Source organism: Aquitalea sp. ASV15, assembly GCF_016429115.1.
Taxonomy (GTDB): domain Bacteria; phylum Pseudomonadota; class Gammaproteobacteria; order Burkholderiales; family Chromobacteriaceae; genus Aquitalea; species Aquitalea magnusonii.
Map to the genome: position 1 here is coordinate 1 of NZ_JAELTZ010000237.1, position 260 is coordinate 260.

Sequence of the window (260 nt, forward strand, 5' to 3'; positions counted from 1 at the left end):
TGAAGGTGACGGTGACAGTCTGGCCGGTTTCCACGCCCGTGGTGGTACCGCTGACCACGGCGGCAGTGCTTTCGCTGCTGTTATAGACATGATCGCTGCCACTGCCATCACTGCTGATGGCAATGGTGGCCACCGTATCCTTGCTGTCGATATTGCTGGCGCTGGCGGTATTGCCGGCCACATCGCTGACGCTGGCTTTCACCGTTACCGCACCATCCACCAGGCCGCTCAGGCTGCTGGCCGGAACGGTCCAGCTGCCA

The 260-nt window shown here is 61.9% G+C and carries 1 protein-coding gene; it reads right to left on the reverse strand.

Features of this window, described 5'->3' with window-relative positions; all coding sequences use genetic code 11:
* Nucleotides 1-260 (reverse strand): hypothetical protein (locus tag JHD64_RS22565; protein WP_199055809.1); only part of this gene is annotated, 260 nt, incomplete at both ends.